Genomic DNA, 25,651 nt, shown 5'->3' with positions numbered 1-25,651 from the left:
ACTCCTGTTCTTGTTCTAGAATATGCCTTCCTCACCAAGCAGCTTGGCCGCATAGTTGGCCCCGAGGACCAGGATCAGACTGGCAACGGATTTGAACATGCCTACGGTAATCGCGAAGCTGTAATTGAATTGCTCCAGACCGACATGGTAGACGAACAGATCGAAGACATTGGAGACATCCAGGTTCAGGCTGTTGGTCATCAGGAAGATCTGCATGAAGTTGGAGTCCATGGAGGAGCCCAGACGGAGCAGCAGCAGAATCACGATAGTCCCCTTGATGCCGGGGAGCGTAATATGCCAGATGCTCTGCAGACGGCTCGCTCCATCCACCTTGGCTGCTTCATACTGCTCAGGGTTAATTCCCGCCAGTGCCGCCAGGAAGATAATCGTGCCCCAGCCCGCATCCTTCCAGATGGACTGGAAGATGACCAGCGGCCGGAACCATTCATTGCTAACCAGGAAGTTGGCGCTACCGTCGAACCACTGGCCGAGGTAATGGTTAATGACGCCCGAAGGCCCGAAGAAGGAAATCGTAATCCCGTAAATCACGACCCAGGAGAGAAAATGGGGCAGATACACGATGGTCTGCGAGACACGCTTGAACACCTTGAGCCGCACTTCATTCAGGAGCAGCGACAGGAAGATCGTGAAGGGAAAATAAATGATCAGATTCAGCAGACTGATCAGCAGCGTATTTTTCAGCAACATATAGAAATCGGAGGTTCCGAAAAACTGTCTGAAATTATCCAGCCCCACCCAGGGACTGTCCATCATGCCCTTGAACGGGCTGTATTCCTTGAAGGCTAATATGAGTCCTGTCATCGGGATGTAATGAAAGGTGAGAAAGTAGAGAATACCCGGTGCTGCCAGTAAGTAAAAGGGCCATAGCTGATGAAACCGTTTCGGGCGTAAAGCTCTTTGCACAGGCTAAACCTCCTTATCCAAATGGGCAAAAGAAAGGGGAAGCCCCCTCCTTTGCCTCTGTGTATAGTGTTGTTGTATTACTTCGTGGAATGCTCTGCTTTATACTGGTCCAGCAGTTCCTTGGTGATTTGCTCGCCCGGACCCTTAGTCCAGGTATCAATCTCCTTCTGCACATCCTCCCAGGCTCCCTCGCCCAGTACATACTTCGTCATGACCGCACTCATTTTCTTATAGCTGTCCGGATTCTTGCTGGCGTACTGTGAGTTGTAGCTGAGGAATGGATTCTCCACCCCGATCTTGCTGATCGTATCGAGCGTCGCCTTTTGCAGCGCCAGGATGTCCGGCTCCTTGGAGTTGGCGTATACATATGGATCTGCACGGTTCTCCAGGATGAAATTGTTCGGCTTATCCAGCTCATACTGCTTCTTCTGCTCCTCGGTCTGCACCGCAACCCCATTCTTGAAATCGCTGGAATGGATGCCGGTGACTCCCGCTTTGGAGAACGCTACATTCTCTTCGGAGGCCGTGAAGTCAAGGAAGTCTACAATCTGCTGCACCTTATCCTCCGGCACGGAGCTAGGAACCGCCCACAGTCCGTAGTACCCGGAGAGTACAGAAGCGCCCTTCTGTCCGTTCGCGCCTTCAAGCACATCGACAATCGCGATTTCAGCCTTCGGGTCCGTCTGCTTCAGCTTTTCTACGTTGGTCTCTACAATATCACTGACATTCCCGACAAAAGCACCCGCTGTGCCCGCAAGGAACTTACTCCGCGCCTGCCCCTGGTTCTTCAGTACCGGCGCATCCTTGTCGATCAGGCCCTTGCTCCACGAATCTCTCAGCCACTCCAGGAATGCCTTGTATTCAGGCGTCTGGAAATCACGGACCACGTTGTCACCTTCCAGCTTCCAGACATTAGGAATGCCAAAGGCATACTGGATCGGGAGGACACCCGAGAACGGCCCGGGGCTATTCACACCGTCAGAACCGTAGATCGTGAACGGAATGGTTTTGCCGCCGCCTGCCGGGTCCTTCTCCTTGAACACCGCAAGCGCATTCGTCAGCTCATCCATGGTCTTCGGAACCGGCAGATTATATTTATCCAGCCAGTCCTTGCGGATCAGAATATTGGCTTCACCTCCGCCGTAAAGGCCGCGCGGCCGGGGAATCCCGTACGATTTGCCGTCAATCTTGGCTCCGTTCCAGACCACCTCATCAATCTGGCTGATATTCTTGGTCTTCGCAAGGTAAGGCGTCAGGTCATGAAAAGCGCCCATCTTCACCAGGTTGTTGAATTTATCGTCCTTGCCGCCATCCATCAGCAGCAGGTCATAGGAATCTCCGGCCGATACCGCCACAGAGAGCTTGTCCGTATAGGCTTCGGATGGCACGAAGGTTACGTTCAGATCTACATTGCCGCGCTTCTCCAGATCCTCCAGCGCCTTGTTGTTCGTCATCTCCGGCGGATTGCCGAACAGAATGGTCATGGCCTTGATGCTGGCCGGCTTGCTAGCCTCACCGCTTGGTGTACTGCCTTCCGGTGCCGCTGTGCTGCCTGCCGCAGAATTTTTATCTCCGCCGCAGCCCGCCAGTGTAGTTAAGGCTAACGCCGCTGTAGCCATAAGCGGTACAAGCTTTCTCTTGTAACTCATTGTCATCCCCCATTTGCTTGTATTGGTTGCGTTTACATCGTGCTTACACTTTGGATTATAGAAGACACCCGAGCTTAAGAACATGCCGGATTCCAGCCAAAGTGTCACCATTTTTAAGATTTGCCGGTCCGCAGGTATCTCCATGTTCGCCAATGTACTATAATCTGTTTAGGATAGCCTACCCGGTATCCGTAGTCCAAAACCCTTAACGGATGTGACTCTATGAATTCACCCTTTTTCAGCTTTTTGCGGCGGAGCTTCTATATTAAGATGATTGTGGTCATGTTCGCCATCTCGGTGGTTCCGCTCATTGTGCTGTCCTTCATCTCTGTAAGCGTATCCAGCACGACGGTGGAGCAGCAGGTGAACCGCCTGAATGCCCAGCTCGTCAATCAGGTCGTGGACCGGATTGAATTAACCATGACCCGGCTGCGGGAACTCAGCGAGCAATACTCGCGGATCTCGTCCATTCAGAGTGCGCTGGTCTCGCCTTCGGCTCAATATTTTGAAGAGGTGGTCCGCAAAAAGGATCTGATCTCCGTGCTCAGCGGCGCCTCCGCCATCATCGGGAATGTGGAGGGTCTGCAGGTCTATTCCGCCGTTACAGGAGAAGTCCTCTCCTCCACAGAAGCCCCGGCCATGCTGGAGGAGTCTCCATACAGGCCGCTGATTGAAGCGTATCTGGCTTCGGGACGGCCGAATCTTTTTCTGGACAAGCATTCGCTGCCTGAGCTGGCTATTCTTCAATCGTCCACCTATTATATCTCACGCGTTCCCTTCGACTTATATAAGGACCTGAAGGGCGTGCTGCTGATCTCCATGAATAACAGCCAATACCAGCAGCAGATCGAGAATATTCAGCTTGGGAGCGAGGGCTCCATCTCCCTGCTGACGGAAGACGGCCTGACCATTGCCACGACCAGCAAGCTGGAGAAGCAGGAGGATACGCAGCGGGTGCAGGAGATTCTGAAGCGCTGGAAGGAGCTGAAGCGCCCGGATCAGTTCGCGGCAGGCTCCTCGATAGTCTCTGTCAAGCAGACCTCCACCTACGACAAGTGGATCGTACTCTCGGAGATTCCGTCCAAGGAGCTTACAGCCAGCGCCGAGATTATCCGCCGGACGGTCACTTATTTTCTGCTGGTACTGGTCTGTCTGGGGGCGCTCTGTGTGGTCGGCTTCGGGTATCAGCTCTACCGGCCTCTACAGGCTGTGAAGCGGCAGGTCGATGCTCTGAAAAAAGGGAATTTCGAGGCCAGGGTCACCCATTTCGCCAATAATGAAATCGGGGATCTGGGCCGGATGCTCAATACCATGGCTGTCCGCATACAGGATCTGCTGGCAGACCTGCATGATTCGGAGGATCTGAAGCGCAAGCTGGAGATCCGGGCGCTGCAGTCGCAGATCAACCCCCATTTCATGTACAATACCCTCAATACGATCCGTATGTTCGCCATGATGAAGGATTATGAGAAGATCAACTCCCTGATGGGACGGCTGGTGGCCTTGCTGCGGTATTCGATGGAGAATTTCGAGCAGACGGTGCAGCTCCAGCAGGAGCTTGATTATCTGGCGGATTATACCGGGCTGTTGAATATGCGCTACAAATGCCAGATTCATCTGGAGACTGAGATTGAAGAGCCGCTGCGGGGCATGATGATTCCGAAGCTGGGTCTGCAGCCGCTGATTGAGAACTCCGTGTTCCACGGCATTCTCCCGCGCAAGGCACCGGAAGGCCATATCCGTGTGCGCGTATACAGAAGTCCAGGCGGAAGCCATATTATTGTACAAGTGGAGGACGACGGAACCGGTCTGGAAGAGGCTGACCTGCGCAAGCTGCAGCTCCATCTCCAGCAGGAAGAGTCTGCCGAGAACATCGGACTGCAGAATGTATGGATGCGCATGAAGCTGCTGTTCGGGGCGGAGACACAGATCCTGCTCACAAGCGCCCCGGGTGAAGGCTTGACCATCCGCATGCTGCTGCCATCCGGGAACGTTCTGATTAAGGAGGAACATCATGAATCACTATAGAGTTGTCCTTGTGGAGGACGAGATTCCGGCAAGAACCGTCTTCCGGCATTTCATTGAGGAGCGCGCAGACCTGTTCACCCTTGTCGGTGAAGCCGAGGATGGCCGGGACGGGCTGGAGCTGTTCCTGAAGCATAAGCCGGAGCTGATCGTCACCGACATTACGATGCCGGGCATGAACGGCCTGGAGATGCTGCGCGAGATTGAACGGAGCGGGGTACGTGCGCCGCAGATCATTATCCTGACCTGCCATCAGGACTTCCACTATGCCCAGCAGGCCATTCATCTGAAGGCAGCCTCCTATCTGATTAAGGATGACTGCCTCTCCGATCCGGGCCTGCTGACCCGGACGATGGAGGAGCTGGCGGTCCTGGCGGATTCACGCGGCGAGACGAGAGACAATTATCTGCAGCTGGAGCAGCAGGTCCGCCTGAGCGAAGTGGAGATCGAGCAGAGCCTGTTCCTGGAAATGCTGCGCAGCCCGGCGGCGGAAGCCAAGTGGCTGCGCAGTCTTGCGGACTCGCAGCTTCCGCTTCACGGCCAGGGCTTCATGACCCTGCTGGTGGAGCTGGACCGCAACTCCCTGCGCTTCCCGATCGACCAGCTGGAGGAGTTGAAGCTGTGGCAATTCGCCGGGGTGAACGTGCTGAAGGAGCTGCTCGGCAGTATAGGCCCGCATAAGGTGATCGCCCTCGACAAAGGGCGGTTCCTTGCCCTGTATACCGACAGCTTGAAGGAGGGGAGACCCCGCTTTCTGGAGCAGGTGCTGGAGTCCCTGGCTGCGAATCTCCGGATGAGCTGCATCGCCCTGCTGTGCAGCTTCGAACAGGGATTGGAGGAGCGGTCGGAGGCGCTGAAGCGGCTGGCTACGGCGCCGTATCCGTTCTTTTACCGCAGCAATGAGCTTATCGGCATCGGGGAGTGGGGGCAGCTCTCCAGCTTCCAGCGGATTCCCGAGCCGCAGAGCCGCTTCTGGAGCAAGGTGCTGAAGAAAGCGCTGCTGGAGCCGCATCTCAGCACGGCAGCCCTGGAGCAGGAGCGACTGTCCCTGTACCGTCAGGCCATGGAGCAAGCCTGGGACCCGGAGCAGATCAAGTCCCTGTATCTGCGAGTCTTCCTGGATATGAGCCATAACGTTATTGGGGCAGAAGGCGGGGCGGACCTCGAAGCGGAGCTGCGTGTACAAATCGAGCTGTGCCAGACCTTCAACGCTGTACATGAGATCACCTGCGATCATTTCCGCAAGCTTCAGCAGCTTCAGGAGGGCGGCCGGAAGATCGATGCCTCCATCACACGGATCATTCAACAGATGCGCGAAGATCTCAGCTATCCCTACAAGCTGGAGGAGCTGGCCGCTTCGATCAATTACAGCGTGCCCTACTTCAGCTCCATGTTCAAGAAGGCCGTCGGTGAGAGCTTTGTCCAATACCTGACCCGCCTGCGGATCGAACAGGCCAAGCTGCTGCTGCTCACCACCGACCACAAGACCTTCGAAATCTCCGAATCCATCGGGTTCGAGAATTACCGGTCCTTCAACCGGATCTTCAAGAAGGAGACCGGCGTCTCGCCCTCCGATTACCGCCGGCAGGGGACTCACAGCATATAAATTGGACTATGGGGCCATCGGGAGGCCAATTGTGTTCCGTTTTTCGATTACATTTGGCCTACGCGCCGCCTTCCGTCCCATTGTGGTCGGTTTTTCGATTACATTTGGCTTACGCGCCGCCCCCGGTCCCATTGTAGTCGGTTTTTCGATTACATTTGGCTTACGCGCCGCTCCCGGTCCTATTGTGTTCCGTTTTTCGATTACATTTGGCCTACGCGCCGCTCCCGGTCCTATTGTGGTCGGTTTTTCGATTACATTTGGCTTACGCGCTGCTCCCGGTCCTATTGTGGCGGTTTTTCGATTACATTGGGTCCATGTGCCGTCCGCTCCAGCCAATTGTGTCCGGTTTACCGAACAACCCTCGCCTTCACCGGAAACCCGGTGAGGACGGGGGTTGCTCTTGTTAACCTGTAATCATCCGTCAGGTACGGCGGTTCACGAACATCAGCATAAGCATGGAAATCACGATGATCGAGCCGACCCACATCCAGGCCAGCGTCATATTGCCGCCATCCACCGCTACATAGATCGCAGTAGGCACGGTCTGGGTACGGCCCGGGATATTGCCCGCCACCATAATCGTTGCCCCGAACTCGCCCAGCCCGCGGGCGAAGCCGAGGACATAACCGGCAGCCAGCGAACGCCCGGCCAGCGGCAGGGTCACATAACGCAGCACCTGAAGCTCGCTGGCTCCCTGCGCCCGCGCGGCATCCTCCAGATCCTTCTCCACGCCCTCGAAGCCCGTTTTAACCGTCCGGTATACCAGCGGAAAAGCAACCACAACAGCGGCAATGACTGCCGCCCCCCAGGTGAACAGAATCGTCTGCTCCGTAAACTGTTCATACAGCCTGCCGATCCAGCTGCGCCGCCCGAGGACCATCAGCAGGACGAAGCCGACCACGGTTGGCGGCAGCACCAGCGGCAGCAGCAACACGGTCTCTACCAGATTATGTCCGAAGAACCTGCGCCCCGCCATCTTCCTGGCTGCCAGCATGGCCAACAGGAACACGATGATACTGGTCAATACCGCAATCTTGATTGATAACCAGACCGGGGCGAAAAAGTCGGGCCAATTGATCTCCATCTCTCTTCACCCCATCTAATGGTAGTTAGTTATTTAGCCAATTGAAAGCCGTAGCTGGTAAAGACAGAGCTGGCCGCTGCGGTCTGCACATAGCTGTAGAAGGCTTTGGCCTCCGCCTGATGCTTCGAATCCTTAACAATGCCCGCCGGATAATTAATCGCCTTGTGCACATGGCCGCCCACCGTCAGGGCGATCTTCACCTTCTTCGAGGTTAAAGCGTCCGTCTTGTAGACGAACCCGGCATCCGCATTGCCTGTCTCCACATAGGACAGCACCTGTCGGACATCCTTGGCGAAGACCAGCTTGCCTTGCAGCGTATCCCATACCTTCTTCGCGGTCAAGGACTGCTGAGCGTATTGTCCGGCCGGTACCGATTCCGGCTGGCCTACGGCTACCTTTTTGAAGGCTGGAGCGGTAAGGTCAGTAATGGTTGTAAGCTTCGTGTTCGAATCGGAAGGCACAACGACGACCAATTGATTCTTCAGCAGCGCCTTGTGGTCTGCAATCAGCCCTTTATCCACCAGTGCGTTCATCTGCTTATCGCCTGCCGAGAAGAACAAGTCAGCCGGCGCCCCCTGCTCAATCTGCTTCTGTAGCGTACCTGAAGCGCCGTAATTGAACACTAGCTTAATCTCAGGATGCTGCTGCTCATACTGTACAGCAATCTTGTCCAGACTATCCTGCAGACTCGCTGCTGCGGAGACAATAATCTCCGTCTTTTTCATTGCCGCCTCAACATCTCCTGCTGAACCCGCCGACACTCCCGCCACCATAAGCAGCACCAATAATCCCGCTAACCACTTCTTCAGCACACTCCATACCTCCCAATCGCTATTTTGTATATTTGAACATATTCTAGCAAGTCAAATCGAATTATACAATATATTTGATTATGTTTGTATATGTTTAGTTATAATTAGTATTAAAATCAGGGATTACCCTCGTATCCACGCCAAAAAACCCCGCCCTATGTATAGGGAAGAGGCCTGTTCTAAGGCTATTCGCAATAAATTTCTCACCAGTTCCAGTTATTTGACCTTGAAAGCAACCTTGAAGCTTCCCTTGGCATCTTCACCCTTGATTTCAATCCGGTATTTCCCGTCCTTCCCGGCTTCCACCTTCTCGGTACCTGATTCATTGGTTGCCAGTTCAGTAAGCACCTCATTACCCGGCCCGTATAACTTCATGGTCAGCTGGCCCTTCTCCACCTTGGAATCGTAATCTATACTGAGCGTTTCGCCGCTTTTCATACTCAGCTTCTTCTCCTCTGTGCCCGTAAAAAACTTGTAGGAGCCGCTTATTTTGCTCTTCGTGCTGGACCCGGCGTACATTATTCTCTTGTCGCAGGAAGTCAGCAGCACCGACGCCATGATGATCAAGATCCCCAGTGTCATCCATTTCTTGTTCATATACTTAACACTCCCCGGTTTAGATTAGATGGCCGCAGTGCGGACAACGGATATCCTGATTGCCTGCACCATGTGCAGCATGAATGTGATGCTGTTTCCTCGCCAGGAGATAAAGGATCAGACCGATGAAATTAGGAATATAGATGACCGCAGTCACCCAGAGCCAGGCATTCATCCGCCGCCGCGAGGCATCTTTGTAAATGAATACTGCAATTAGCACATTGAGGCTCAGGAACAGCAGGGCCAGCAGGCTTATCACGATAAGCCAGGTCAGATTCTCCTCTACAAATTCGCCCATATAGGGGCTTATGGCATACCCCAGCGCAATACAGCTTAACAGGATGGTTGCCGTAAGCGCCCAAAAAACAAATTGCTCAACGGTTAAGTGAACTTTCATAAGACCCTCTCCCGCTCCCCAGGGTACTGTACAACAGCAATGTTCCGGCGATCATTGGAGACAGGATGAACAGCAGCCCCATGCTGATCTTCCATTGCAGGGCAGCCGGACCGGCCAGGAAGTACAGTCCCAGCACCATGAATACCAGCCATTGCAAGACCATTAAAATGGGAAGTGCGCCCATTGTCCTGCGCCCTTGTGTCCGCTGAATCGTATTAGAGACAAGCTCTGGAGATGGCGTGAGCGGCAGATTGAAATATTCCGTCAGCAGCTGGTCTTTGTCTCCGGACTCCTTCATTTAGTTCATCTCCTTCATTAAATTGTGCAGCAGCTTCTTGCCTTGATTCAATCGGGATTTGACGGTTCCGATGGGAACTCCCAGCACCTCCGCAATGCCCTCATAGCTGAACTCCTCATAGTAATACAGCACGAGAGGGGCAAGATAACGTGTGGGCAGACTGCGCAGGCATTCCTCCAGGAACCGGTGCTCCTCATGCCGCAGCAGATCCTCTTCTGCAAGTGAAGCCGGATCTCTAATTTGAATAAGCTCCGCATCCGAGGACAACCAGGTCCAAAGAGCATACGCGCTTTTCCACTTCCGGTAGCGGTCGCGGTACATGTTGAATGCCACCTGGAACAGCCAAGGCTTAAAGGGACGCTCGGCATCATACTTCTCCAGCTTGCAGAGCACACGTACCCATACCTCCTGGAACAGGTCCTCCGCATCCTGCCGGTTCAAGGTAAGATGGCGGCAGAACCGGTATAAATCATCCCTATACCTGACAATGAGGAGCTCAAGATGCGCTTGTTGACCGGCCTTGCATCCTTCAACGAGCTGTTTGTCGGTCATCATCTGTTCCCCGCCGCCCTTTCAACCTACATTACGAAGTGATCTGGATATTGTTCGAAAATTCACAAGGTTATTTTTAGAAAACGTTAATGAAATTTGAAAATAGCCCTGACCCGAGGATAGGAGGTGGTTTGGCTTAATTGCACTTTGTACAACTAAAATGTCCTATTCATAACCCTTTCCACGTTTAGTTGTATTTCGTTCATTTAAAAGGCAGCCTTCTCCCGGTTATCAGCTAATTAGGCAGATTTAGTTGTACAGAATACAGTTAGAAGATGAAGCTATGCCTTTTCGCTGTTTTTAAGTGTACATTCTACAACTAACTATATTTGAACAACATCATCCTAACAGGTGAAGCATGCTCGCGCCTTCCAACAGTAAACCACCTTCTGTTAAAAGAAAGGGCTGCCCCAAGCAGCCATTGATATGGCTTGGGACAGCCCTTGCTAATACCTTCTATTCAGATTCAACTCTTCATCCGCGGGTCCAGCACATCCCGCAGGCCGTCGCCCATCAGGTTGAAGCCGAGGACGGTCAACATGATGGACAGGCCCGGGAACACTACTGTCCAGGGGGCCTTCTGGATAAACTGGCGGGAATCCGATAGCATCTTGCCCCATTCCGGGTCCGGCGGCTGAGCGCCCAGTCCAAGGAAGCCCAGGGCAGCGGCTTCAATGATAGCTGTCGCGACGCCAAGGGTGCCTTGGACAATGATCGGCGTCAGGCTGTTCGGCAGGATGTGGCTGAACAGAATCCGCCCGTTCTTCATCCCGATCGCCCTGGCCGCGGTGATATACTCCTCGGACTTCAGGCTCAGCACCTTGGCCCGCACCAGCCGGCCATAGGTCGGAATGTTGACGATGGCAATCGCGTAGAGCGCATTCTGCAAGGAGGGTCCCAGAATAGCTACAATCGCGATAGCCAGCAGAATACTCGGAAAGGCCAGCAAAATGTCAAACAGACGGGAGATGATCATATCCATCCATTTGCCGTAGTACCCGGCGAGGATGCCCAGCGCGGTGCCGACAATGATCGAGCCGATTACGGAGAAGAATCCCACCCAGAGTGAGATCCGTGCCCCGTAGATTACCCGGGTGAACAGATCCCGCCCCAGATCATCCGTACCGAACCAATGCTCCGCCGACGGCGGCTTCAGCCGGTTTACCAATTGCTGGGCCTTGAAATCATACGGGCCGATCCACGGCGCGAGCAGCGCAATCAGTACAAAGAACAGGATAATGCCAAGCCCAGCCATGGCTGTCTTGTTCTTGCGGAAGGCCTTCCACGCATCGCGCCAGGGGCCGGAGGCCTGATCCGCCGGAGCCTTAGGAGGTGAAGCCTGTAGTGCTGCCTGTCCCATAGCTGCTCCCCCTCACTTGTAATTGATGCGCGGATCGATTGCGGCATACAGCAGATCCACCAGCAGATTGATGAGCACAAAGATAAAGGCAATAATCAGAATCCCCGTCTGAATCACCGGATAATCCCGCGAGCTGATCGCTTCAAAGATATAACGCCCTACCCCGGGCCAGGCAAAAATCGTCTCGGTCAGCACCGCCCCTCCGAGCAGCGCCCCCGTCTGCAGGCCGATTACCGTCAGCACCGGAATGAGCGCATTCTTCAGCGCATGCTTATAGACCACGAGGAACTGCGACATACCCTTAGCCTTGGCTGTACGGATATAATCGGAATTCATCACCTCCAGCATACTGGAGCGGGTCATCCGGGCAATGATCGCCATCGGTATCGTGCCAAGCGCAATACTCGGCAGAATGAGATGCTTAATGACCGTCCACAGCTGGTCCCACCGCCCGGCCAGAATTGTATCCAGCACGTACAGGTTGGTTATCGTCTCCACCGGATTGCGCTGGTCCATCCTGCCGATGGACGGCAGCCAGTGCAGCTTCAGCGCGAAGAGCAGCTGCTCCATCAGCCCCAGCCAGAAGATCGGCATCGATACCCCAATGAGCGCGATGATCATAGCCGTGTAATCGAACCAGGAGTTCTGTCTCCAGGCGCTAAGGATACCGGCGTTGACTCCGACGAAGGTTGCGAACAGCATACTGGCAGCCGTCAGCTCCAGCGTAGCCGCCAGATACGGTACGATTTCCTTGGCGATCGGCGTTTTGGTGCGGATCGAAGTCCCCAGGTCGCCCCGGACCAAATCACCCATGTAGTTAAAATATTGCTGCAGCCAGGGCTTGTCGAGACCAAGCTGGTTACGCAGCGCCTGCTTGGATTGCTCCGTTGCCTTCTGGCCGAGAATCGTCTCGGCCGGATCACCCGGAATGGCATGGATGATGGAGAAGACGATCAGGGTCATGCCGATCAGAACCGGGAACAGCACCATCACACGTTTTATGAGGTAAGAGTTCAATTCCGTTCACCTTCCAAAGGTGTATTTATTCAAAATAAATCTCACTGTAATACTCTGTCCCTGTCGGTCCGGGAACGAAGCCCTTCAGATTGGCCTTGCCGGCCAGCAGCGGTGTGGTATGAACCAGCGGAATCCACGGTGCATCGGCTTTGATCATCTCCTGAGCCTGCTTGTACAGCTCGGAGCGCTTGTCCTGATCCGTCTCCTTCTGGGCACCGGTCAGAAGTGTATGCAATTCTTCATTCACATAAAAGGCACGGTTATTGCCGGGAATAGCATCCTTGTCCAGCAGGGTGTACAGGAAGTTGTCCGGGTCGCCGTTGTCACCGGTCCAGCCAAGCATGAAGATATCATCCTTCTCCCCGGCCTTGGTGTCATCGAGATACGTGGCCCATTCCGGGGACTCGATGACGGTCTTGACCCCGATCTTCTCCCATTCTGCTTGAATCGCTTCGGCTACCTTCTTGCCGTCAGGCATATAAGGACGGGATACAGGCATCGCGTACAATGTCACCGGATCAGGCAGTCCGTCAGGATAACCCGCTTCGGCCAGCAACGCTTTAGCTTTGTCCAGATCATACTCATAATCCTTCACGCTGTCGTTATACCCCCACAGCGAAGGCGGCATCGGATTCACTGCTGGCTGAGCCTGGCCTGCGAAGAACGCATCGATAATCTCCTGCTTGTTGACTGCATGGCTGAGCGCCTGTCTGACCTTCACATTGTCGAACGGCTTCTTCTTGAAGTTGAAGCCGAGGTACGCCACATTGAACGGCGGACGCTCAATCTTGGTCAGCGCACTGTTACTCTCCAGCGTGGACAAGTCATCCGGGCTGAGATCTTCCATCAGATCGATTTCCCCGTTTTGCAGCGCCGTGAAGCGGGCTGAGTTGTCCGGGATCGAGCGCACGATGACCTTGTTCAGCTTGGGAAGCCCTTCTTTCCAGTAGGCGGTATTCTTGTCCAGGGTGATGGAATCATTGCGCTTCCACTCCTTGAACACGAACGGGCCTGTCCCTACCGGCTCATTCTTGAAATTCTCCTTCTTCTCCTTGACCGCAGCAGGACTGGCAATCCCGAAGGTGGTCATGGCGATATTCTGCAGGAACGGCGCCTGCGGCTGGTTCAGTACAAATTGAACCGTCGACTCGTCCACCGCCTTCACTTCCTTGATCACCCGTGAACCGTCCGGACCGAACATGGAGTCATAGTAATCGAAAGAATCACCTTCGAATTTGTATTCACTGGCCGGATCACTCCAGCGCTGGAAATTGAACACGACTGCCTCGGCGTTGAAATCGGTTCCGTCATGAAACTTCACGCCGGGATGCAGCTTGAAGGTGTAGCTCAGCCCGTCCGGCGTTACTTCCCAGCTATCGGCAAGTGAGGCCTGGACTTCAGAGGTACCCGGCTTATACTCGAGCAGCGAATCGAAGACCTGATGCGCAATCTTCAGCGACTCCCCGTCCGTCACAATCGCCGGGTCCAGGGAAGCCGAGTCGCCTCCGCGCCCCAGGATCAGGGTATCCTGCGCTGTCCCGGAGGTCTCAGGTGAGCTTGCCGGAGCATTTGTTGCCGCCGTATTCCCTCCGGTATTTCCCGTGTTGCCTGTGTTGTTCCCTCCGCCGCAGCCGCTGAGCGCGAGCCCCGCGCCAAGCATCAGTACCAATGCGAGATTACCCCATTTGTTCATCTCCAGAAAGCTCCCTTCTTTCATTGAAATATCAAAGTGTTTATATAGAGCGGTGCAGGTAGCACAGCTATAAACCAAGGTTCTTCTGTGTATGGCTCTACGATGCAAGCAGATCAGGCAAGCGGTGTATTGGCTTCTTCATCATAGAGATGGCAGGCTGTGAAGTGTCCGGCTTCTGTCTCTATCAGCGGAGGTCTGATCACCCGGCACCGCTCTATCACGCGCGGACAACGCGTGTTAAACGCACATCCGATTGGCGCATTAGCAGGACTTGGTACCTCCCCCTGCAGAATGATCCGCTCCTTGCGGATATCGGGATCAGGTTCAGGAACCGCAGACAGCAGAGCCTGCGTATAAGGATGCTGCGGCCGGGCATAGAGCTTATGCTTGTCCGTAATTTCGACAATCCGCCCCAGGTACATTACCGCTACCCGGTCGCAGATATGCTTCACCACACTGAGATCATGGGCGATAAATATGTAAGTTAAGCCGAATTCCCGCTGCAAATCCTGCATCAGGTTAATGACCTGGGACTGGATCGATACATCCAGCGCAGAGACAGGCTCATCCGCAATAATCAGCTTCGGATGGAGTGCCAGTGCTCTGGCAATGCCGATCCGTTGGCGTTGTCCGCCGGAGAACTGGTGAGGGTAACGCTGCAGATGCGCCCTGGACAACCCGACTACATCCGCCAGCCGCTCCACCTCTGCCTTGCGCTGCCTGGCATCGCAAGTAGCGTGTACAATCATCGGCTCTTCGAGAATACGCTGCACAGTATGGCGCGGGTCCAGGGAGGAGAACGGGTCCTGGAAGACAATCTGCATCTCCCGGCGCTGCCGCCGCATCTCTTCCGCAGACAGCTTCGTAAGCTCCTGCCCTTCGAACCAGATCTCGCCCGCTGTCGGCTCAATCAGCCGGAGCAGCGCGCGGCCGGTGGTCGATTTGCCGCAGCCGCTCTCCCCTACCAGACCGAAGGTCTCCCCCTTGCTCACCGCGAAGGAGATATCATCTACAGCCTTCACACTGCCACGTTCCCGGCTGAAGAAGCCCTTGTTCAGCGGATAATACTTCCGGAGTCCCTTGACCTCAAGCAGGCTCTCACTCATACCGCATCCTCCTGTGGACTGTCATGCAGCCAGCATCTGCAGCTGTGCTGCTCCTCTTGCCGTGTCAGCGCCGGAAGGCTCTGCATGCAGAGCTCCATGACCTCCGGGCAGCGCGGTGCGAACCGGCAGCCCTGCATATCTGTACTGAGAATCGGCACATTGCCCGGAATGGAGTAGAGACGTTCCTTAGCTTCATCCATCCGGGGGACGGAGGCAATCAGTCCTCTCGTATACGGATGCAGCGGATTTTTGAAAATATCATGCACACTGCCTTCCTCCACCACCTTGCCGGCATACATCACAGCCACACGGTGGCACATCTCGGCTACTACGCCAAGATCATGGGTAATCAGCATAACGGCAGTGCCCTGCTCCTCATTCAACTGGCGGATCAGCTCCAGAATCTGGGCCTGAATGGTGACATCAAGCGCCGTTGTCGGCTCATCGGCAATCAGCAGCTCCGGGCTGCAGGAGATCGACATGGCAATCATGACACGCTGGCGCATGCCTCCCGACAGCTGATGCGGGTACTCGTCGATGATCGCTTCCGGCCGGGGAATTCCAACCTTGCGCAGCATACCGACAGCATGCTCCCGGGCCTCCTTCCTGGAGAGACCACGGTGCAGGCGTACCGTCTCCATAATCTGCTGTCCAACCGTGAATAAGGGATTCAGCGAGGTCATCGGCTCCTGAAAGATCATCGAGACCGAATCCCCCCGGATCTTTCGCATATCCTTCTCCTTCAGCGGAACAATATCGCGTCCCTTCAGCAGGATGCGCCCGTCTACAATTCTCCCTGGGGGGCTTGGGACCAGCTTCAGGATAGACAGTGAGGTGACGCTTTTGCCGCAGCCTGATTCTCCTACGACACCCAGAACTTCGCCCGGATTAATGTAGAGATCGACACCATCCACTGCCGGGACCTCACCCCGGTCGGTAAAAAAGTGGGTATGCAGGTTCTCAATGCTCAGAATCGGCTGGATCAAGTCTCTCCCTCTTTTCTGTTAAAAATTGAACGAAGGTCAAATGCCTGGTCAGGAAAACTATTTAAAAAGTTAGATATATTAACTATTACCTAACACAACAAGTAAAGTAATTGACTTTAAATACATATTACTGTTATTTAATGTATAACTTTACTATGGATGTCCTATCTAGGCAAGGAAAATTTATGCATATAACTAACCCTATGAATTTTGTATGAATATATCAGAGCATAAAAGTGTGGGGAAAATATACCTATCGTTATTTATATAGCGACAGCCACTTCTCCAGCTGATGCTTCAGCACATCCCGGTAGTACAGCGGCTCCATAATCTCAGCCTCTTCCTTGTATTTCATAATCCAATGGACGAAGCCGATGTCCTGCTCCACAGCGACCTTGAAATGCAGGCTGCGGTTCTGGCGGTCCACCCTGCTCGGCTTCACAAACATCTCCTCCTGCTTCAGCCGTTCCATCATCCGCTGCGAGAATTTGACTCTGAATTCAACCTGCAGGCTGTCCTGTTCCAGGGACCACTTCTGCTCCATGAAGGACTGCAGATCGAACTGATCTTTGGAGAACCACCTGTCCAACGGATTGACACTGGAGAAGCCGTTAATATGAAAGGTGCGGATGATCCCGAAGCGGTGACAGAAACCAATCAGGTGAAAACGATTCTCTAGCGGGACCAGGCAATAGGGATCAATCCGGATACCTTTTTCTTCGTAGGCATTCTCACTATAGTCGGCCTGTATGCTTCTCTGCTTCATTACGGCATCCAGAATGTCGGTCAGAAAGAGGGGCTGGTCTCCCTGAGATCTGCTGCTTTCCGTCCAGTTTGGTCCGGCTTCCTTTTTCGTACGCTCCATTGTTTCTTCCCTTTCTGCCTTTTGCTTATAATCTGCAGCCATCACTTTCTCGTATGCGTCTTCAAAGCTCGGGGGCAGCAAAGGTTTGATCTCCGCCATAATACTGCGCAACTGTGAAAAAGCCTCTTCTTCCTCTTCTGACCAATCCAAGGGGTACAGCGCGAAATTACCGATAAAAGCATACCCCTTGCCGTGTCCCATATGAGTAATGGGGATATGCATGGCACTGAGCGCATCCATATCCCGATAAATCGTTCTCTCGCTGTTGCCGCATCGTTCCGCCAGCTCACGGGCCAGAATTCCCGGTTTGGCTTGAACTAGCGTAATGATGCGCATCAGCCGGATCAATCGGTCTGTCATATTCAGTTCTCCTTGACTTATGGTAAAATAGACCCATTATTTTTAAATAAACTAGTTATATATATCTATAACCAAGGATGTAATAACCGAGATAAGAAAATATAATAGAACTATTTTACTATGTTACCACATTTAGATATTACGCATTTCTTTATCTGCTCCGCCGAGTGTGATTCTATATTTGAGCCCTATGTATGGGTAATTCCTATTCTATCTACGCAGTTTCCCTGCAATTATCTCATTCCTATCCTGCTGAGCGGCAGATTCTCCGCCTCCAGTCTTTTATACAGCGCTTCCGCTTCTCTGAGCAGCTGCATATCCCCGGAACGGGCAGCCATCAGGAGTAGATGATCGGCCTGCCTGCGAAGAATATCTGCGGGCACCTCCGGCTTGTTCCTCATCCGGGCCTCCTGGGCTTCCGCGATTAGCGCCTCTGTCTGCAGCAGCGCCAGATGCTTCTCCACATGGAAGCAGGAGTTGGCTCCCAGCAGGCCGGTATGATGGGAATATTCGATTCCCAGCTTCTTGAGCGGCAGCTCGCGGATACGCTCCACCGTAGGCTGCTTGTATTGCCATTGCAGCCAGAGGGCTTCATGTATACCTGCAGGCATACCCGCCATCATGAATTCCAGGGCGATGTACCTGCGCTGCCCGGAATGGATTTTGCCAAGCTTCAGGAGCAGTGACCTCCCCTCTCCTTCTTCTGCACTACAGCCGTAACATCCTGTTACCTTGACATGACTTTCGAGCCAGACACGCAGCTCAATATCCCGGGCTACCACCTTGCGGCTCTTCTTGCGGGAATCCTCCCCTTGTAGCGCTCCCTTCCACTCCACGAGCAGCACTATTTTCTTGGCACCGCCTGCCAAAATACGCTCCTGGCTCCATGTAAACAACGTCTGAATACTTGCTTGCATATTTCCACCTCTTTCTTAATTTGGGTCTTCTATTAATGTACCAATATTGGCGGACAACTCCTTGTCATGGAATGTATGTTCGGTCCTATAATATCGACAAAAAAAGAGCCAACCTACCCCAAAAGGTGATTGCCTCTTTATGAAAGTCTATTCTTTTGTCAAAATATGACGAACAAAGTTTTACGCATTACATCAATCGGACCCGTCTGCCCGCCTTCTCATGCCGGAAGAACAGCCCAAGGGCCCAGGTTGCACACAGCAATGCGAAGAGGAAGAACAGGAGTGACCACACAGGGGCCGGTAAAATGGTCAATCGGGCCAGATTCGCCGCGTCCCCTGCCCGGGAAGGCGTCACGACGGAAGCATAGACCAGGAATAAGGTCCCCATCACAGACTCCTCCAGAGTCAGGAACGCAAGAAACAGATAGTACACCTTGCTGACCTTCGGCCAGAGGAACAGCATCGCAGCATTCAGCAGAATGAAGCCGCTTAGCCAGATCATTCCGAAGCCGCCCCGTACATACAGCACAAGCATAATCAGCGCGACCAGGCTGGTCAGAACAAGCCCCCATTCCCGCTTATCTCTACTATAGAAATAGAAGAGCAGCAACGCGAACAGTGAAGCCAGAGGATAACCCGCCAGCGACACCAGGATCGCCTTGCCTCCGGCAGCAATCGCCGAATAGGTCACACCGCTGTGATCAGAATACAGCTCAATGCGCAGCACATTGCCGGAGAGCAGCAGAGTCATCAGCGCGTGGCCGAATTCATGGAACATGGTATCCAGATTACGGAATAAGGAGGAGAACGGAATAAACCGGGTCAACAGGGCGGAGCCCGCCAGGAACAACAGTGTTTTGAGCCATCTATTCATTGAATACAGCCCCTTTCCGTTCACAGTATACGTTAATTTGCAGTTACACTCAATATTATGGAAACCATCCCTGCCTTAACGCTGTATTACCTCTTGGTTCTCTCCATAGACACAAAGGGTAATTATGCCTACAGCCGCCCGGGTTGTTCAAACAGCAAGCAGCTATGATAAAATAGGAGGACAATTAGCTCTAACAGGTGGTGATCAGTTGATGAAAAGACGGGTAACAGGAGTGATGCTGAGGCTGCTGGGTTCTTCCCTGCTTATGCTTGGCCTTACTCTCACTTGGCCTGCCCCCGAGGCCAAGGCCAATTATCTGAATGATATATACAATGGAATACAGAGCTTCTCGGAGCTTCCCGGAGAAGTCACCAAGCTGCAGGAGAGTTACCAGAAGACTGCAGAAGAGCTTCAGCAGACGAAGGAGGATCTCGGTGAAGCCAAGGACCAGCTGACGGACAGCCTGCAGCAAATGCAGACGTATCAGTCCCAGAATGCTGCCCTGCAGGAGCAGAACCGCCAGCTCAGCCAGGTCGTGGACGAGCTGAAGAATGACCGCACGGCGAGAGAGAACTACTTCAACCGGATCAAGGTGACAGTCATCTCCGGGATTGCTCTTCTGCTGGGCTACTTCCTGCTGATCCGGGTGCTGCGCTTCACGATGCGGCACCGCTCCAGAAGAAGCGACCGGCTGCGTTAAGGAGGATGAAGAATGAACATTGACATTCAGGATGAAGGCGACAGCGGCAGCGGACAGGCGGTTGCTTTTACCGTTCAGGAGAACGAGGAGGTCCATGTGCTGCATCCGCAGCAGATTATTGCCTACCAGGGCCCTTCGGCGGGACGGGCCGACCGGTTCATGGATGTGAAGGGCATGTACCGCAAGCGCAAGCTGATCCGGGCGGATCTGACCGGCCCTTGCCGGTTCACAGCCGCGCTGCCGCCCGGCTACCGGGTCAAGACCATCCAGCTCGACAGCAAGAGCGATCTGCTCTACGACTTCAGGCATCTCTTCTTCTACAGCAAGGGTGTCACGATGCAGACGAGAGTGCTGAGCATGAAGAACATGCTGATTACCCGGGATATCGTCAAGGTCAAATTCTCCGGCCGCGGCAGCATCGGCATTCTGACGGAGGGCACGGTCTGCGAAGCCGAGCTGCATCCCTTCGATCCGCTGTATGTCGATGCCGGAAGCATTATCGCTTATCCCGAGAATGCCAAGCTTGAGCTGACGGTGTACGGCAACCATCTCGCCAGCCAGCATATGAGCTATCACTGGAAGATGACCGGCCACGGGCCTGTGCTGTTCCAGGCCGGACGCCAGAGCAGACGCTTCGAGCGCGACAATAATGAAGACGGCATTATCAAGCGCTTCCTGCGGGAGGCGCTGCCCTTCGGCGGTGTATTTATTAAGTAAGCAAAGAGCGCCCGCATGTATAACGCGGGCGCTCTTCTATATGTCTTATGCCGGAGTTACGCCAGGTAAGCGTTCAGCATCCAGGATGTCTTCTCTACACTTGTCCGGATTCCGATCAGCAGATCGGCGGTAGGCTGGTCGCTGACCTCCTCTGCGCTAGTAATGCCCTGCTTCAGCTCTTCAGCTACGGCAGCGAAGTCTTGAACCAGCTGTGCCACCATTTCCTTGGCGCTCTCACCGCCGGCAGCTTCCTTCAGGCTGGAGAGCTTCAGGTACTCTGCCATCGTAGAAGCAGGACGTCCGCCGATCGCAAGCAGCCGCTCCGCCAGCTCATCCACATAACCCGCAGCTTCATTGTACAGCTCTTCGAATTTCTCATGCAGAGTGAAGAATTGGGTTCCGCTGACATACCAGTGGTAGTGATGCAGCTTCACTCCCAGCAACGTCCAGTTCGCGGTCTGACGGTTCAGAACAGCATGCAGTGCAGTGTGGCTGTTAACTTGTGTACTCATTTAAATAACCTCCCGGAATGTGTATTTTGCAACTTATTGTATTTAGACTCGTTCTAAATCTATATACAATTTAACATACTTTTTGCCGTATTGCAATCTAATGTGCTGCATCCTTGATGTACTGCACATTCTAGCACTCCTCCGGGAGGCTATCCTATAATTTGAATCACAATTCTGCAAAAGCACATGGATTGACATAAATCACCTGAACCGGAAGAGAAGCTTCCATCCCTCCCGTAGGATGTCCCTTATACCGTAGGGATATCCGCCTCTGCCGCCCGCCCCAGGCCGCTGCGGAAGATGGTGCGCATCTCCTCCCGTTTGCTCTTGGGGCTAAGCACATATACCGTATCTCCGGGCTCAATCACCGTGCTGCCATGCGGTGTCACGATGCTCTTGTTCCGTATAATGGCCGTGAACAGAATATCATCCGGCAGGCCGATCTCTGCAATCTGCATGCCGGATATCGCCATCTGCCGGTCGATTCCGATATGATTGAATTCGGAATCCGTCTTCCCTAGCGCAACAAGCTCCATCAAGGATGGCTGGGACGCATGCTCCCGGCCCACCAGCCTCAGCCGCGAGGCCAGGGGTGAAATGGTTGTTCCCTGAATCACTGCCGAGGTCAGGACAACGAAGAATACGACATTGAAGAACAGCCTGCCATGCGGCAGCCCCGCGAGCAGCGGGTAGGTCGCCAGGACAATCGGGACGGCTCCCCGGAGCCCGGCCCAGGAGATCAGTGTCTTTTCACGGAAGGAGAACCGGGACACGAGCAGGCTAAGAAATACGCCGAGCGGCCTTGCCAGGGCCATCAGAATCACTGACAGCAGCAGCCCCTGCCAGGCCACAGCCGCCAGCTCCTGCGGGAAGACCAGCATCCCGAGCAGAATGAACATGGCAATCTGCATCATCCAGGCAAAGCCATGACTGAAATTCATAATGGTACGGTGGTACATCAGCTCGGAATTCCCCAGCACCAGCCCCATGACATAGACGGCAAGCAGTCCGCTGCTGTGCACCATAGCCGAGACCCCGTAAGTCAGAACTGCGAAGCCTACCGCCATGACCGGATACAGCCCGGTGGAGTCCAGATTAATCCGGTTAATCAGATACACTGCCAGCTTGCCGAGGATGATCCCGACCAGCAGCCCTACCCCCATCTCCCAGAAGAACGACAGCACCAGGCTCCAGACTGCGGTATCCGGGTGCTGCACCCATTCAATCAGCGACACGGTAAGGAATACAGCCATCGGATCATTGCTGCCGGATTCGGCTTCAAGCGTCGAGGTCAGCCGTTTGTCGATATTTTTGCCGCCCAGCACGGAGAATACCGCCGCCGCATCTGTGGAGCCGACAATGGCCCCGAACAGGAAGCTCTCCGCCCAGGGCACCCCGAGTATAAATTTGGCAAAAACACCAACGATCACCGCAGTCAGCAGCACTCCGAGTGTAGCCAGCGACAACGCCGGCTTCAGAATCGGGCGAATATCCTTCATGCTCGTCTGCATCCCGCCCTCAAACAGAATCACCACCAGGGCAAAAATGCCGGCAATCTGCGTGAGCGAAGCATTGTTGAAATAAATAAAATGGCTGAGTACCATGCCGGCTGCAATAAACAGGACCAGGGCAGGCATGCCAAAACGGGTGGAGAATTTGGTGGAGAGCACGGCGATCAGCAGCAAAGCCGCCAGCAGCAGGATGATTTGATCTGCAAGATGAGTCATGAACCGGTTCACACCTTTCCCGGGAGCGGGTATTCGCCTTAGCCCCATGTATTTTATAGTATGTGTATGATTCGTTAGATAGAAAAAAACCCCGGTGGGCTGAATTCCACGGAGGTTATTATGCCGTCCTTCATTCTCTTGAATACACCTGCAGCTCCTGAATGGACCAGTAGTTGCCGCCGGAGCCTGTCTGGGTAATCTTGATATGCCGGGTCTTGACCGGAGCAAACGTAATCTTGGTCTTCTCCAGCTGGCCTTTGCCCGCTGCAACCTGTCTCCAGCTCTTGGCATCCTCCGATACGTGGACAGTGTAGCCGCGCGGATAATCATATGGCGATAAAGGGTAATCCATATCTATAGCTTCTACCGTATGTTCTGCGCCCAGATCAATCTGGAAGTACTCCCCCGAAGCCTGATGCTTGACCGTATCCCAGCGGGTCCGCCGGTCTCCGTCAATGGCACCTGCCGGATTGGAAGCCTCCTTACTCACACTGGACGTCACCTTCCAGCCTGCCCGGTCCAGCGGGACAAGTCCGGTTGCTGTAATCTGTGTCTTCTCTGACATCACACCAGAGCCGGACACTCTTACAGCATAAGTATAAAGTGTGCCTTCCTTCAGCTTGCTGTCGTTGTACTCGGTTCCCTTCACTGCTGTAGCGATGACCTTCAGCTTCTCGTCCGGGCCGTCCGCCCGGAGCACTTCATAGCTTGCTCCGGGGGCTTCCAGCCAGTTCAGATGCATCGATAATCCCTTGACAGCAGTCGCCTTCAGGCCCTGAGGCGCCGTATCCGCCACCTCGGAGGAAGGCTCCAGAATGTACTGTACGCCTTCTCCCGGAGCCAGCGTCTCCGTGAATTCCAGCTCCGGCGAAGCGGCTCTGCCGGTTACATAACTGCGGGCCTCCTCATAAGTATCGCCCTTGCCAAACCGTTCTCCTTCGTACTCCGTTTTCTTCGGCATAGTGACCTTGACCTTAACGGTCTGCTCCGTCTTCTCGAAATTGACGAAGTTCACCAGCACCTTGTTGGATGTCGCCTTGCTGCCCGCCAGCGGCTCAAGCGTGGAGGTGTCCACTGCTCTTACGTAGACCAGCTTATCCTTCAGCTCCTCCTTATTACTGATCTGGTAGGTCAGCGGAGCGCCGTGTGTAGCATAAGCCAGATCCAGCCTGCGCATGATACTGACGCGGGATTCTTCGCCTTCCTTGGTGTAGTAGATCTCTGTAGCCGCCGGATCATGATCCTCCAGATTGAAGCCGTATTTGAACAGGCTGAAATTTTTGAAAAAGGCGGCATGCTGCACGAACATCTCGGCATAGCCAATATGTGCCCGCATAATCCGGTCGAACACCGCTGAAGTCCGCTCCTTGGCCCCATATTGATACGCGTCCACATGGGAGTCCGAGGTGCCGAACTCGGTGGCGAGCATTTTTTTGCTAAGGCCGTCTAGCGAGCCCCCGAAGGTCTTCAGGTTCTCCGTGAAGCTCCCGCCCTGTCCGAAAATATAGGAATCCCCATAAGAATGGCCATTCGTCAGATCCGTTACCGCTTCAAGCTCATCGCGCTGCTTCGGATCGCGTTCCCAGCCGTCGGGGTCTCCGCACTGCTTCACCGGCCCCTTCTGATTGCCGCACGAGTCTTCGCTGTAGCCCGGCCAGTAGGCCCATCCGGGTGCAACCGTCTGCAGATGCGGTGCGATCGTCTTACCCTTGCTGTTCAGCCACCCGGCTATGGCCAGATTGACCGCTTTGGAACGGTTGAACAGACCCGGTTCGTTATCCACCTCGTAATACTGGAAGTACGGGCTGTACTTCTGGAAATATTCCGTCAGCTTCTTCTCGGCATCCTCGGGCAGCGATCCGTCCGCCTTCAGCTTGATATCGCCTGTGTACAGATAGAGCGCTACGGCCTGCATATTGTAATCCTTCAGGACCTTGTAATACTCCTCCATATTCTCACACGAGCGGCCCACATCGCTGGCACAGCTGGTCCGCATGATATTGCCGCTATAGGCTACGCCCAGCCACTTCATAATATAGGGCAGATGCGTAACCGCCCCCTCGTCAAAATAAAACTGCTTGTTATTCACCACCGTCCCCGTCAGCGTATAGCTGCCGTGAATCGGCTCCTTAATCGGAGATTTCAGCGCCTCCAGACTCAGATTATCCCATGTCCACCAGTTGTACTTATCCTCAGCCTCTGAGGAATAGATTCCCCTGGCCGTCCGCAGCGTCAGCTCGTTGGTGCCGCTGATGAGCTGTTCTTTGGGAATGTACAGCTCATAGGTTTTGCGGAAGTCGTATTTGCTGCCTGTTCCGGCAATCCCGGCGATCTGAATGATGCCTGAGAGCTGACGGTTGGAGAACACGCTCATCTGGGGAACGGATTTGTAAGCATCGATAATGCTCACGCGAAATAAGACCCCGTGCTCCGGGATCTTATCCAGCTCATACTGAATCCGCAGCTCCGGGTTGGTCTCCCCGTGCAGGCCGGAGGGCAGTGACTTCAGCTCTGCCGACCTGGCAGTGGTTGAGGCTATGCTGAGCGACTTCTTCACCCCGCTTGACCCTGCCGCCTTGAACTCACCGGCAGAGCCGTCATGCTTGCCAAGCTTCCATAGAACCGTTCCTTCCGGCATCTCAGGACCGGCATCCTTGGCCGCCGACAATGAAGACAGATCCACATCTGCTTCACCGTCCCTGGTCCCGTAATCTCCGAAGACAGAGACGGACAACAGAATCAAGATGATCAGTGCTGCAAATTTTAGTAGCCTGTGGAGATATTTACTGGGTTTCTTTTGAACTCTAGTCCTCATTCCCTTGTCCTCGCTTTCTTCCGGAATTCTGTGCTGCACCGGGCTAACGTCACGCTTC

24 protein-coding genes are annotated in these 25,651 nt (G+C 54.0%); 5 read left to right on the top strand and 19 right to left on the bottom strand.

What is annotated here, in order from left to right:
* Positions 1-15: 15 nt before the first annotated feature.
* The gene (locus MKX51_RS03690) at positions 16-924 is read right to left on the bottom strand and encodes an ABC transporter permease (RefSeq protein ID WP_076157105.1); all 909 of its coding nucleotides are present in this window, start codon (positions 922-924) and stop codon (positions 16-18) included.
* A gap of 77 nt (positions 925-1,001) precedes the next feature.
* Entirely contained in the window at positions 1,002-2,573 is a 1,572-nt protein-coding gene (locus MKX51_RS03685; RefSeq protein ID WP_340991237.1) for an extracellular solute-binding protein, read from the bottom strand.
* Between the two features lie 222 nt (positions 2,574-2,795).
* Between MKX51_RS03685 and MKX51_RS03680 the strand changes: the two genes are divergently transcribed.
* From MKX51_RS03680 to MKX51_RS03670, 3 genes are read left to right on the top strand one after another with little or no spacing between them, the layout of a single operon-like run.
* A complete protein-coding gene (locus tag MKX51_RS03680; RefSeq protein WP_340991236.1) occupies positions 2,796-4,601 on the top strand; it encodes a sensor histidine kinase in 1,806 nt (601 codons plus the stop codon).
* Positions 4,588-6,204, top strand: a complete 1,617-nt coding sequence (locus MKX51_RS03675; protein ID WP_340991235.1) for a helix-turn-helix domain-containing protein — start codon at positions 4,588-4,590, stop codon at positions 6,202-6,204. Before MKX51_RS03680 ends, MKX51_RS03675 begins: the two co-directional genes overlap by 14 nt.
* A 31-nt stretch (positions 6,205-6,235) precedes the next feature.
* Entirely contained in the window at positions 6,236-6,589 is a 354-nt protein-coding gene (locus MKX51_RS03670; protein WP_340991234.1) for a hypothetical protein, read from the top strand.
* A gap of 36 nt (positions 6,590-6,625) precedes the next feature.
* Here the strand turns inward: MKX51_RS03670 and modB are convergent, their stop codons facing one another.
* From modB to MKX51_RS03600, 14 genes are all read right to left on the bottom strand, one after another.
* On the bottom strand, positions 6,626-7,288 hold the full coding sequence (modB, locus tag MKX51_RS03665; protein WP_340991233.1) for a molybdate ABC transporter permease subunit: 663 nt from the start codon (positions 7,286-7,288) through the stop codon (positions 6,626-6,628).
* 29 nt (positions 7,289-7,317) lie between these two features.
* The gene (gene modA, locus MKX51_RS03660; protein ID WP_340995491.1) at positions 7,318-8,061 is read right to left on the bottom strand and encodes a molybdate ABC transporter substrate-binding protein; all 744 of its coding nucleotides are present in this window, start codon (positions 8,059-8,061) and stop codon (positions 7,318-7,320) included.
* 255 nt (positions 8,062-8,316) lie between these two features.
* Positions 8,317-8,697 carry a hypothetical protein gene (locus MKX51_RS03655; protein ID WP_340943803.1) on the bottom strand — a complete coding sequence of 127 codons (381 nt, stop codon included), beginning with the start codon at positions 8,695-8,697 and terminating at the stop codon, positions 8,317-8,319.
* A gap of 19 nt (positions 8,698-8,716) precedes the next feature.
* Positions 8,717-9,094, bottom strand: a complete 378-nt coding sequence (locus MKX51_RS03650) for a PLDc N-terminal domain-containing protein (protein ID WP_340943804.1) — start codon at positions 9,092-9,094, stop codon at positions 8,717-8,719.
* Complete coding sequence (locus tag MKX51_RS03645) at positions 9,072-9,392, bottom strand: hypothetical protein (RefSeq protein WP_340991232.1); 321 nt, start codon at positions 9,390-9,392, stop codon at positions 9,072-9,074. Before MKX51_RS03645 ends, MKX51_RS03650 begins: the two co-directional genes overlap by 23 nt.
* A complete protein-coding gene (locus MKX51_RS03640; RefSeq protein WP_340991231.1) occupies positions 9,393-9,947 on the bottom strand; it encodes an RNA polymerase sigma factor in 555 nt (184 codons plus the stop codon).
* 463 nt (positions 9,948-10,410) lie between these two features.
* Positions 10,411-11,304 carry a nickel transporter permease gene (gene nikC, locus MKX51_RS03635; RefSeq protein WP_340991230.1) on the bottom strand — a complete coding sequence of 298 codons (894 nt, stop codon included), beginning with the start codon at positions 11,302-11,304 and terminating at the stop codon, positions 10,411-10,413.
* Between the two features lie 12 nt (positions 11,305-11,316).
* Positions 11,317-12,321, bottom strand: a complete 1,005-nt coding sequence (locus MKX51_RS03630) for an ABC transporter permease (protein ID WP_340991229.1) — start codon at positions 12,319-12,321, stop codon at positions 11,317-11,319.
* A 25-nt stretch (positions 12,322-12,346) separates the two neighbouring features.
* A complete protein-coding gene (locus MKX51_RS03625) occupies positions 12,347-14,014 on the bottom strand; it encodes an ABC transporter substrate-binding protein (protein ID WP_340991228.1) in 1,668 nt (555 codons plus the stop codon).
* A gap of 113 nt (positions 14,015-14,127) precedes the next feature.
* Entirely contained in the window at positions 14,128-15,120 is a 993-nt protein-coding gene (locus MKX51_RS03620; RefSeq protein WP_340943818.1) for an ABC transporter ATP-binding protein, read from the bottom strand.
* On the bottom strand, positions 15,117-16,106 hold the full coding sequence (locus MKX51_RS03615; protein WP_340991227.1) for an ABC transporter ATP-binding protein: 990 nt from the start codon (positions 16,104-16,106) through the stop codon (positions 15,117-15,119). Before MKX51_RS03615 ends, MKX51_RS03620 begins: the two co-directional genes overlap by 4 nt.
* A gap of 259 nt (positions 16,107-16,365) precedes the next feature.
* Positions 16,366-17,331 carry a helix-turn-helix transcriptional regulator gene (locus MKX51_RS03610; RefSeq protein WP_340943821.1) on the bottom strand — a complete coding sequence of 322 codons (966 nt, stop codon included), beginning with the start codon at positions 17,329-17,331 and terminating at the stop codon, positions 16,366-16,368.
* A 233-nt stretch (positions 17,332-17,564) separates the two neighbouring features.
* Positions 17,565-18,248, bottom strand: a complete 684-nt coding sequence (locus MKX51_RS03605; protein ID WP_340991226.1) for a hypothetical protein — start codon at positions 18,246-18,248, stop codon at positions 17,565-17,567.
* Positions 18,249-18,435: 187 nt separating this feature from the next.
* Complete coding sequence (locus MKX51_RS03600; RefSeq protein WP_209879442.1) at positions 18,436-19,122, bottom strand: M50 family metallopeptidase; 687 nt, start codon at positions 19,120-19,122, stop codon at positions 18,436-18,438.
* 208 nt (positions 19,123-19,330) lie between these two features.
* On the opposite strand from MKX51_RS03600, the gene MKX51_RS03595 reads away from it, so the two are divergent.
* Both MKX51_RS03595 and MKX51_RS03590 read left to right on the top strand, forming a co-directional pair.
* Positions 19,331-19,822, top strand: a complete 492-nt coding sequence (locus MKX51_RS03595) for a hypothetical protein (RefSeq protein ID WP_340991225.1) — start codon at positions 19,331-19,333, stop codon at positions 19,820-19,822.
* Positions 19,823-19,834: 12 nt separating this feature from the next.
* On the top strand, positions 19,835-20,539 hold the full coding sequence (locus MKX51_RS03590; RefSeq protein ID WP_036723116.1) for an AIM24 family protein: 705 nt from the start codon (positions 19,835-19,837) through the stop codon (positions 20,537-20,539).
* Between the two features lie 56 nt (positions 20,540-20,595).
* Here the strand turns inward: MKX51_RS03590 and MKX51_RS03585 are convergent, their stop codons facing one another.
* The 3 genes from MKX51_RS03585 to MKX51_RS03575 form a co-directional block, all read right to left on the bottom strand.
* Positions 20,596-21,051: a Dps family protein gene (locus tag MKX51_RS03585; RefSeq protein ID WP_340943825.1), complete on the bottom strand. Its 456-nt coding sequence runs from the start codon at positions 21,049-21,051 to the stop codon at positions 20,596-20,598.
* A 248-nt stretch (positions 21,052-21,299) separates the two neighbouring features.
* Entirely contained in the window at positions 21,300-22,778 is a 1,479-nt protein-coding gene (locus MKX51_RS03580; RefSeq protein ID WP_340943826.1) for a potassium/proton antiporter, read from the bottom strand.
* Positions 22,779-22,908: 130 nt separating this feature from the next.
* Positions 22,909-25,593, bottom strand: coding sequence for a discoidin domain-containing protein (locus MKX51_RS03575; RefSeq protein WP_445321981.1), 2,685 nt, complete (start codon positions 25,591-25,593; stop codon positions 22,909-22,911).
* Positions 25,594-25,651 lie beyond the last annotated feature (58 nt).

Origin of the sequence: Paenibacillus sp. FSL M7-0420, from assembly GCF_038002345.1 — a bacterium.
GTDB lineage: Bacteria > Bacillota > Bacilli > Paenibacillales > Paenibacillaceae > Paenibacillus_AQ.
This window is presented reverse-complemented; position numbering and strand designations above follow the sequence as displayed.

Excerpts from the sequence above, each read along its gene's own strand:
- MKX51_RS03655 (WP_340943803.1), bottom strand. The coding sequence starts at position 8,697 with ATGAACAAGAAATGGATGACACTGGGGATCTTGATCATCATGGCGTCG.
- MKX51_RS03625 (WP_340991228.1), bottom strand. The coding sequence starts at position 14,014 with ATGAACAAATGGGGTAATCTCGCATTGGTACTGATGCTTGGCGCGGGG.
- MKX51_RS03620 (WP_340943818.1), bottom strand. The coding sequence starts at position 15,120 with ATGAGTGAGAGCCTGCTTGAGGTCAAGGGACTCCGGAAGTATTATCCG.
- MKX51_RS03610 (WP_340943821.1), bottom strand. The coding sequence starts at position 17,331 with ATGACAGACCGATTGATCCGGCTGATGCGCATCATTACGCTAGTTCAA.
- MKX51_RS03685 (WP_340991237.1), bottom strand. The coding sequence starts at position 2,573 with ATGAGTTACAAGAGAAAGCTTGTACCGCTTATGGCTACAGCGGCGTTA.
- MKX51_RS03645 (WP_340991232.1), bottom strand. The coding sequence starts at position 9,392 with ATGAAGGAGTCCGGAGACAAAGACCAGCTGCTGACGGAATATTTCAAT.
- nikC (WP_340991230.1), bottom strand. The coding sequence starts at position 11,304 with ATGGGACAGGCAGCACTACAGGCTTCACCTCCTAAGGCTCCGGCGGAT.
- MKX51_RS03680 (WP_340991236.1), top strand. The coding sequence starts at position 2,796 with ATGAATTCACCCTTTTTCAGCTTTTTGCGGCGGAGCTTCTATATTAAG.
- MKX51_RS03585 (WP_340943825.1), bottom strand. The coding sequence starts at position 21,051 with ATGAGTACACAAGTTAACAGCCACACTGCACTGCATGCTGTTCTGAAC.
- MKX51_RS03600 (WP_209879442.1), bottom strand. The coding sequence starts at position 19,122 with ATGAATAGATGGCTCAAAACACTGTTGTTCCTGGCGGGCTCCGCCCTG.
- MKX51_RS03575 (WP_445321981.1), bottom strand. The coding sequence starts at position 25,593 with ATGAGGACTAGAGTTCAAAAGAAACCCAGTAAATATCTCCACAGGCTA.
- MKX51_RS03590 (WP_036723116.1), top strand. The coding sequence starts at position 19,835 with ATGAACATTGACATTCAGGATGAAGGCGACAGCGGCAGCGGACAGGCG.
- MKX51_RS03650 (WP_340943804.1), bottom strand. The coding sequence starts at position 9,094 with ATGAAAGTTCACTTAACCGTTGAGCAATTTGTTTTTTGGGCGCTTACG.
- modB (WP_340991233.1), bottom strand. The coding sequence starts at position 7,288 with ATGGAGATCAATTGGCCCGACTTTTTCGCCCCGGTCTGGTTATCAATC.
- MKX51_RS03605 (WP_340991226.1), bottom strand. The coding sequence starts at position 18,248 with ATGCAAGCAAGTATTCAGACGTTGTTTACATGGAGCCAGGAGCGTATT.
- MKX51_RS03580 (WP_340943826.1), bottom strand. The coding sequence starts at position 22,778 with ATGACTCATCTTGCAGATCAAATCATCCTGCTGCTGGCGGCTTTGCTG.
- MKX51_RS03675 (WP_340991235.1), top strand. The coding sequence starts at position 4,588 with ATGAATCACTATAGAGTTGTCCTTGTGGAGGACGAGATTCCGGCAAGA.
- MKX51_RS03640 (WP_340991231.1), bottom strand. The coding sequence starts at position 9,947 with ATGATGACCGACAAACAGCTCGTTGAAGGATGCAAGGCCGGTCAACAA.
- modA (WP_340995491.1), bottom strand. The coding sequence starts at position 8,061 with ATGGTGGCGGGAGTGTCGGCGGGTTCAGCAGGAGATGTTGAGGCGGCA.